Below are 7237 nucleotides of genomic sequence, written 5' to 3'. Positions count from 1 at the left end.
TATTTTATCAATATAATTTATTATACTTTAAGATTATCCTTGATAATATTTGCTCCTGAAATGAATTTAGCAATTTCTCGTCTTTGCATTACTTAAATTCATTTTTCTCCCGACAAATTTAGTGCTAGGAAGTGGTTAGCCTAGCACTTTTCTTTTCTAAATTTAACAAACACCGGCTTTACTATCCTAGCGTAGTCTTTTGCGTTTAAAACGACTGATCTATCAAGAAGCCCTGCATTAAAGGCGATCTCATCGTTTCGCTCTAGCAAACTCTCATCCACAACAAGGTGCAAATTTTTATGAAAGCTAAATGGCGGAACCGAGCCAAATACGCAATCAGCCAAGGCCGTAACCTCCTCTGGACTAGCAAGGCTCGCTCTTTTACCATCAAATTTTTGCGTAAGCGCGTCAAGATCAGCCTGCTCGTCAGCTGGCAAGACCGCTAGCAAGTAAATTTTACCAGCCTTCATCGCTGGCTTTTCGTCATCTAGCAAGTAGCCATCTAGCACATTTTCATCTTTAAAAATTTCTCTAAATTTAGCTTCATCAACGCCTTTTATAGAGCAGACCAGCGCCTTTGCGCCCTGACTCATCTTCGTGCCTCTTATCTTAGCGATCTCCTCTGAAGTCCTAGCGCTCTCATGCTCTATCACTCTAAATTTCGCCCCATTTTTGCTAAGAAGCTCGTGGATTTTATTAAAAATTTGCTCTGACACAGCTCTTTCCTTTGGATAAATTTAGTTAAAATTATACCGCTAAAACAAAAAAGGGCAGGAAAATGCAGATAAATTTAGATGACGTAAAGATCGAACCAAGCTGGAAAGAGGTGCTAAAAGATGAGTTTTTGAGCGAAAATTTCGCTCGCATCAAAGAGAATTTCTTAAAAGCAAAGAGCACTGGCGTCGTCTATCCACCAAGCGGGCTTATATTTAACGCATTTAATCTAACGCCATTTCATGCCGTAAAGGTCGTCATCCTAGGCCAAGACCCATATCACGGCGCAAATCAAGCCATGGGACTAAGCTTTTCAGTGCCAAGTGGCGTGAGAGTGCCGCCAAGCCTTGTGAATATTTATAAAGAAATTTACGCTGATCTTGGCATAAAAGAGCCAAATAGCGGCGATCTTACAAAGTGGGCAAAGCAAGGCGTGCTGCTTTTAAACTCTACTTTAAGTGTAAGTGCTGGAGCGGCAAATTCTCACGCTAGCTTTGGCTGGCAGGGCTTTACAGACGCCGTCATAAGAAAGATTAGCCAAAATTTACAAAACGTAGTTTTTATGCTCTGGGGCAACCCAGCCAAGGCAAAAGCGCCGCTTATAGACGCTAGCAAGCACCTCATCTTAGAAGCAGCCCACCCAAGTCCGCTAGCTCGTGGGGCGTTTTTTGGCTGCAGACACTTTTCAAAGGCAAATATCTACCTAGCAAACCACGGCAAAACGCCCATCGAGTGGGACTTAAACGCTCAAATTTGAGCTATTTTTTAAGCTCACTAAGAAGCTTATTTACCTTTTCTAGCTCACTTTTGCAAAATTTCTCGTCGTTATTTTGCATTATCATCGCCTCTTGGCCGCTTTGTTTTTGCTTAAACTCATCAAATTTAAGTTCAAATAGCCTTAGCGCCTTCTCATCACCCGCAAGCTTCTTGCTCTCTTTGGCGTAAAGCTCATCAAGATAGAGCCTGCTTTGCTTGACATACTCCTTGCAAACCTCGCTTGCACCAAATAAATTTACGCCCAGAAAAAGGGCAAAAATGACAAATTTTTTCATATTTTTCCTTGAAATTTTTGCGTTATACTAGCCTTTAAGCACTTAAATTTTAAAATATTTTGCAAAAAAAGGATGAAAAATGAGGCGAAAAGATAGAGAGCTTGGACGTGACGAGGCGCTTGAGATCATCGATAGTTGCGAATACGGCGTGATCTTATGCGTGGATGATGAGGGAGAAATTTTTAGCGTGCCTATCTCACCGGTTAGGGTTGGTGAGAGCATTTTTGTGCACGGAGCAACCGCTGGTAGCAAGGCAAAACTGCTTCAAAATGGGCGAAAAATGGAGTTTGTCTGCGTTAGCTTCAACAAGGTCCCGCACCTAAATGATAGCGAGCTAGAAATGATAAAAGACGACGGCAAGGCGCTTGGAGGCAAGGTCTTTACGACTGAGTATAAAAGCGCCATCGCAAAAACGAGAGCCTACGAAGTGACAGACGAGGCCAAAAGATATGAAATTTTAAAAATTCTCAGCCAAAAATACACAGCCTACGCGATGAGCACCTTTGACGTGGCGGCCGAGTATGGGCTAAAAAATATGAAAATTTACGAGCTAAAGATAGAGAGCCTTAGCGCAAAGGCTAAAATTTTGCCAAAAGCGGTAAAGGAGTAAATTTGAGCTCACTTGCACTGATGTTTAGACCAAAAAACTTGGATGAAATTTGCGGTCAAAAGGCGGTTAAAGCGGCCTTTTTAAAATTTATAGCTACACAAAAGATACCGCACTCCATATTTTATGGTCCAGCAGGCTGTGGCAAGACGAGCTTTGCAAGGGCTGTGGCAAGCGGGGCAAACTACGACTTTTACGAGTTTGACGGCGGAAATTTAAAGATAGATGACTTTCGCAAAATTTTAAAAAACTACGAAAACGCCCTAAATAAGCCACTCTTTTTCATAGACGAGATCCACAGGCTTAGCAAAACCCAGCAAGAAGCACTACTCATCCCCATGGAAAATTACAAAGCCCTAGTCATCGGCGCAAGCACCGAAAACCCCTTTTTCACGCTAAGCTCAGGCATCAGAAGTCGCTCGATGCTCTTTGAGTTTAGATCGCTTAGCAGCGGCGATTTTGAGGAGCTTCTTGGCAAGATAAGAGAGCAAATTTCATTTAGTATTGACGAGGAGGCGAAGGAGTATCTTTTTAAAAGTAGTGGCGGCGACGCAAGAGCTATGCTAAATTTACTCGAATTTGCCATCACGCTTGATGAAAATGTGAGCATAGAAAATTTAAAAACACTTCGCCAAAATGCCCTAAAAGAGGGGGCAAAAGAGGATGATACGCACTACGAGCTAGCAAGCGCTTTTATAAAAAGTCTGCGTGGAAGCGACGAAAACGCCGTCATATACTATCTCGCAAGGCTCATAGACTCTGGCGAGAGTGCTGACTTCATCGCTAGAAGGATGGCGATATTTGCCAGCGAAGACATCGGCAACGCAAACCCAAATGCGCTAAATTTAGCCGCCAGCACGCTAAGCGCGGTAAAAGAGATAGGCTTCCCAGAGGCTAGGATCATACTGGCTCAGTGCGCCATCTATCTAGCTAGCTCGCCAAAGTCAAACTCCAGCTACAACGCGATAAATGCCGCCCTAAGATACGTGCAAAGCGAAGAAATTTTAAAGATCCCGCCATATCTAAAAAATCACACAAAAGAGAGCAAAGACTACCTTTATCCGCATGATTTTGGTGGCTGGGTCGAGCAAAAATACCTAGAAAAACCGCTCGTTTTTTACAAAAGCAAGGGCATAGGCTTTGAAAAAACGCTAAATGAGTGGCTAGAAAAGATAAGGTCAAAGGGCTAAATTTAGGCTTTACTCTTTTGATTTAAAAAGGTACGCGCATGAACGAGCAAAATTTAACATATATCACAAATTTAAAGATAAAAGACGTGCCGTGGGCGAAGCTAAGCTGTAGTTACGGCACGGCGGAGCTTTTTGCGCAAATTTTAAACACACTTACAAAGGCTGTAAAAAAGAGCAAATTTGATGAAAAAGAGCTTAATGAACTGCTTGATGAGATAGTAGCTCAGTGCGAGTATCAAGAGACATTTTGGCACGCAACGCCCTTTGCGCTCGTTTTTTTAGTGCGAATTTACAAAAGTGCGCTAGGCGAAAAAGGCGAAGCAGCTAAATTTATCTCGCGTAAGCTTGAAGAGTTTTTTAAATTTATGCTTGAAATTTGTGAGAAGCTAGAGCATCTTGAGCACGCAAAGCCGCTTACCAAAATGGAGCAAATGCTAGAGCCAAAGTATCTTGATATCGTGGATCAAGATGAGCTAAGCTATGACGATAGGCTATTTTACAGCTTTTATTACTACTCAAGCATGGTTTTGCAGGGTGCTTTTGTAAAAATTTAGCTTGGCCATGATTTTTTAGTAGTTAATTTAAATTTTATATTTATTCAAATATACTTCTCAAATCCAAATCAATCACGAAAGTTAAAAAATGCCTACAAATTTTGCTGAAATTTTAAATAACTGCGTTGAAAGTATAAATTCATTTCTCTGGGGTCCATACTTCCTAATCGCCCTACTTTGCGGCACTGGACTATTTTTCACCATTAGACTTGGCTTTGTTCAGATTTTTAAATTTAAGATGGGTTTAGGCGAACTTTTTGGAAATTTCTCACTTCATGGCGAGGCTGCTGGCAAGGCTGGTATGAGCTCGTTTCAGGCAGTCGCAACCGCTATCGCGGCGCAAGTTGGCACTGGAAACCTCGTGGGTGCGACCACAGCGCTTATCATGGGCGGTCCTGGAGCCATTTTTTGGATGTGGTGCGCAGCCTTTTTGGGCATGGCTACAAATTTTGCTGAAATTTGCCTCGCTCAAATTTACCGCACCAAAGATGACAGCGGCCACACGATAGGCGGTCCAGCCTTTTACATAAGCCGCGGTTTAAAGGGCAAATGGGCGAAATTTCTAGCTGGATTTTTCGCTATCGCTATCATCATCGCACTTGGCTTTATCGGCAACATGGTTCAAGCAAACTCCATATCAGACGGCTTTAGCGGCGCTTTTGGCATACCGCAGTGGCTAACAGGGGCGTTTTTGGCTCTCATTTGCGCGCTAATTTTCATAGGCGGCGTAAAGGCGATCGCAAGGGTCGCTGAAAAGATCGTACCACTAATGGCGCTACTTTATATCGTTGTTGGCGTGGTTATCATCGCTTTAAATTTCCACCAAATCCCAGAGGCGATCTCACTAATATTTAAAGCTGCGTTTGACCCTTCGGCTGCTTGGGGCGGGGCAACTGGCGCTAGCATCGCAGCTGCTATGAGATACGGCATCGCAAGGGGACTTTTCAGCAACGAAGCTGGCATGGGCTCAACTCCACACGCACACGCTGCTGCAAACGTCAAACACCCAGTCGATCAAGCCGTTCTTGGCATAATGAGCGTCTTTATAGACACCTTTGTCATCCTAAATATAACCGTTTTTGTGGTGCTAACCGCAAACGTCATCAGCTTTGAAAACGGCAAGGCAGTCTTTACTGGCATCACCTTGGTGCAAGAGGCGTTCTCGTCGCATATATTTGGCAAAACTGGCGGTTATAGCTTCGTGGCGATCTGCTTATTTTTCTTCGCATTTACGACGATCATTGGCTGGTACTACTTCGCTGAGATCAACGTGCGCTACCTTTTTGGCGCAAAAGCGGTTAAAATTTTTAAAATTTTAGTTGTTGTTTTTGTCTTTTTAGGCAGCTTGCAAAAGGTTGATTTTGTCTGGAGTTTAGCAGATATGTTTAACGGACTTATGGTTGTGCCAAATTTGATCGCCATTATCCTTCTAAGCCCAGTCGTGGCTAAACTTTTAAAAGATCACGACGTTGGCAAAGATTACGACGTAAAAGAGTATTTGAAGTAAATTTAAGAGTGAGTGGAGAGAGGCCTCTCCACATTAAATTTATTATTATAGGTGGTCAGTTGGAGCGACAGTTATAGGCTCAAGTGGCATATAAAATGTCGTTGCTTGAGGTTCAGCGTATTTATTGCCGGCCTCATCTACTGATGAAGCTTGGACTGTGTATTCGTTAGTGTCAAGAGTATCCAACACACTGCTCTCAGCTCTCCAGTTACCATCAGCATCAGCCTTAGCGCTTAGTTTCTCAACCACATGAGCTTCGTTGCCTTTCTCTACCCAAGAGTGACCAAAGGCATCACGATAAACAACTTCAGCTTTTGTAATGACTAAATTTATATCAGCAAATGGCTCTGCCTTGCCCTCGATACTTGGTGATAAGTCATATTGTTTATTACTATCATACATTGTGTTATAGTGTGACAAGTCAGAAAAGTCATCAGTAGATATTTTTGTGATAGACAAGGTGCTATTATCTGTATCAACAGTTATCTCTTGCGTGCTTGTAGCTTTTAGCTCTTCGCCGTTTGCAGCTACTTTGCTAGCTTCGATAGTAAATTTATGATCTCCATCAGCTAAAGGCGAATTTGGTGTATATGACCAGTTGCCATCATTATCAGTAGTTGTCGTGCCAAGCAGTGGTGCATTTTCACCTTCGCCATCAAATATACTTATAGTAGCGTTTGAAGTAGCCTTACCTACCAAAGTTGGAGTGTTATCGTTTGTGATATGCAGACCTGTTCTTTGTGAATTTTCATGCTCTAAGATATTGCCCTCGATGTCAAGGTTGCCGCTTACTGCCTGATCTGTATTACCAGTAACTACGTTATCATCCACTGCTGTAACAGATACTTCTAGTGGCTGCGACAATATATTGTTATATGCATTATCTATCGCAGCTGCAAGTGTATCAAGACTAAAACCCTCCTCGCTTGCGCCACCGCTTACATTTGTAAAAGCCTCTGCGCTAGCGTTTGCTTGAGAGCTTAGATCGCCAAAATTTGCATTGATGTTTGAGTAGTGACCACCATTTGCAAAGCCAGCAGCGCCAAGGCTCACGCCATTCGAGCTTACTCCGCCTGCTGATTGAGTGCCGCCAGCTGCAGTCTCTTCAAGATCAGAGATATTTTTACCATTTAATAATTGCTCTTGTAGCGATGCTATCTCTTTGCCAGCCTCATCGCTAGCTTTTTCATTTTGAGTTTGCGCAGCTTGCACCTCAACCTTTACGCCGTCTTGCTCTTTTATGACCTCGTTATCATAGATCACGTCGCCTACTTTTAGAGTTCTTTGATTTCCATTAGCATCATTAGTTTAAAATTTAAAAATAGTAGAGTTACAAAAAATATTTTTAAATTTTATTTTTTTGGATTTTTGTATTTTGGAGAATTTGATATAAAAATGGTGGCCCCGAATGGACTCGAACCATCGACCACTACCATGTCAAGGTAGTGCTCTACCAACTGAGCTACGGGACCAAAGATTTGGGATTATATTTTATTTTCCTTTTTATTTAGCTTAATTGCCATTTTCTTTAAAATTCAAATGCATAAAACTGGTCTATATTTTAGTACTCTAAAATATTATTAATGCAGATTTAATCAAGCGAAGACTATAAT

General features: G+C 42.1%; 8 protein-coding genes and 1 tRNA gene. 5 read left to right on the top strand and 4 right to left on the bottom strand.

Annotated elements, in window-relative coordinates; genetic code table 11:
- Positions 1-140: 140 nt before the first annotated feature.
- Positions 141-716, bottom strand: coding sequence for a YbaK/EbsC family protein (locus tag CYO90_RS06430; RefSeq protein ID WP_103578903.1), 576 nt, complete (start codon positions 714-716; stop codon positions 141-143).
- Between the two features lie 62 nt (positions 717-778).
- On the opposite strand from CYO90_RS06430, the gene ung reads away from it, so the two are divergent.
- Complete coding sequence (gene ung, locus CYO90_RS06425) at positions 779-1471, top strand: uracil-DNA glycosylase (RefSeq protein ID WP_103578902.1); 693 nt, start codon at positions 779-781, stop codon at positions 1469-1471.
- Between the two features lies 1 nt (position 1472).
- Here the strand turns inward: ung and CYO90_RS06420 are convergent, their stop codons facing one another.
- The gene (locus tag CYO90_RS06420; protein WP_103578901.1) at positions 1473-1766 is read right to left on the bottom strand and encodes a hypothetical protein; all 294 of its coding nucleotides are present in this window, start codon (positions 1764-1766) and stop codon (positions 1473-1475) included.
- Positions 1767-1845: 79 nt separating this feature from the next.
- Between CYO90_RS06420 and CYO90_RS06415 the strand changes: the two genes are divergently transcribed.
- From CYO90_RS06415 to CYO90_RS06400, 4 genes are all read left to right on the top strand, one after another.
- A complete protein-coding gene (locus tag CYO90_RS06415; protein WP_103578900.1) occupies positions 1846-2376 on the top strand; it encodes a pyridoxamine 5'-phosphate oxidase family protein in 531 nt (176 codons plus the stop codon).
- A gap of 20 nt (positions 2377-2396) precedes the next feature.
- On the top strand, positions 2397-3563 hold the full coding sequence (locus CYO90_RS06410; RefSeq protein ID WP_258030679.1) for a replication-associated recombination protein A: 1167 nt from the start codon (positions 2397-2399) through the stop codon (positions 3561-3563).
- Between the two features lie 38 nt (positions 3564-3601).
- On the top strand, positions 3602-4117 hold the full coding sequence (locus CYO90_RS06405) for an ATP-dependent DNA helicase RuvA (protein WP_103578898.1): 516 nt from the start codon (positions 3602-3604) through the stop codon (positions 4115-4117).
- Positions 4118-4205: 88 nt separating this feature from the next.
- Positions 4206-5624: an alanine/glycine:cation symporter family protein gene (locus CYO90_RS06400; RefSeq protein WP_103578897.1), complete on the top strand. Its 1419-nt coding sequence runs from the start codon at positions 4206-4208 to the stop codon at positions 5622-5624.
- 45 nt (positions 5625-5669) lie between these two features.
- Here the strand turns inward: CYO90_RS06400 and CYO90_RS06395 are convergent, their stop codons facing one another.
- The gene (locus CYO90_RS06395; RefSeq protein WP_103578896.1) at positions 5670-6887 is read right to left on the bottom strand and encodes an Ig-like domain-containing protein; all 1218 of its coding nucleotides are present in this window, start codon (positions 6885-6887) and stop codon (positions 5670-5672) included.
- Between the two features lie 133 nt (positions 6888-7020).
- Positions 7021-7096 (bottom strand) — tRNA-Val (locus tag CYO90_RS06390).
- Positions 7097-7237: the final 141 nt, after the last annotated feature.

The organism is Campylobacter concisus, assembly GCF_002913745.1.
GTDB lineage: Bacteria > Campylobacterota > Campylobacteria > Campylobacterales > Campylobacteraceae > Campylobacter_A > Campylobacter_A concisus_R.
Note: the sequence above shows the minus strand (reverse complement) of the source record. Positions and strands in the feature narration are given on the sequence as shown.

Bases quoted from the DNA above. Each gene is read 5' to 3' on its own strand.
- ung (WP_103578902.1), top strand. From the start codon at position 779: ATGCAGATAAATTTAGATGACGTAAAGATCGAACCAAGCTGGAAAGAG.
- CYO90_RS06420 (WP_103578901.1), bottom strand. From the start codon at position 1,766: ATGAAAAAATTTGTCATTTTTGCCCTTTTTCTGGGCGTAAATTTATTT.
- CYO90_RS06415 (WP_103578900.1), top strand. From the start codon at position 1,846: ATGAGGCGAAAAGATAGAGAGCTTGGACGTGACGAGGCGCTTGAGATC.
- CYO90_RS06410 (WP_258030679.1), top strand. From the start codon at position 2,397: ATGTTTAGACCAAAAAACTTGGATGAAATTTGCGGTCAAAAGGCGGTT.
- CYO90_RS06405 (WP_103578898.1), top strand. From the start codon at position 3,602: ATGAACGAGCAAAATTTAACATATATCACAAATTTAAAGATAAAAGAC.
- CYO90_RS06400 (WP_103578897.1), top strand. From the start codon at position 4,206: ATGCCTACAAATTTTGCTGAAATTTTAAATAACTGCGTTGAAAGTATA.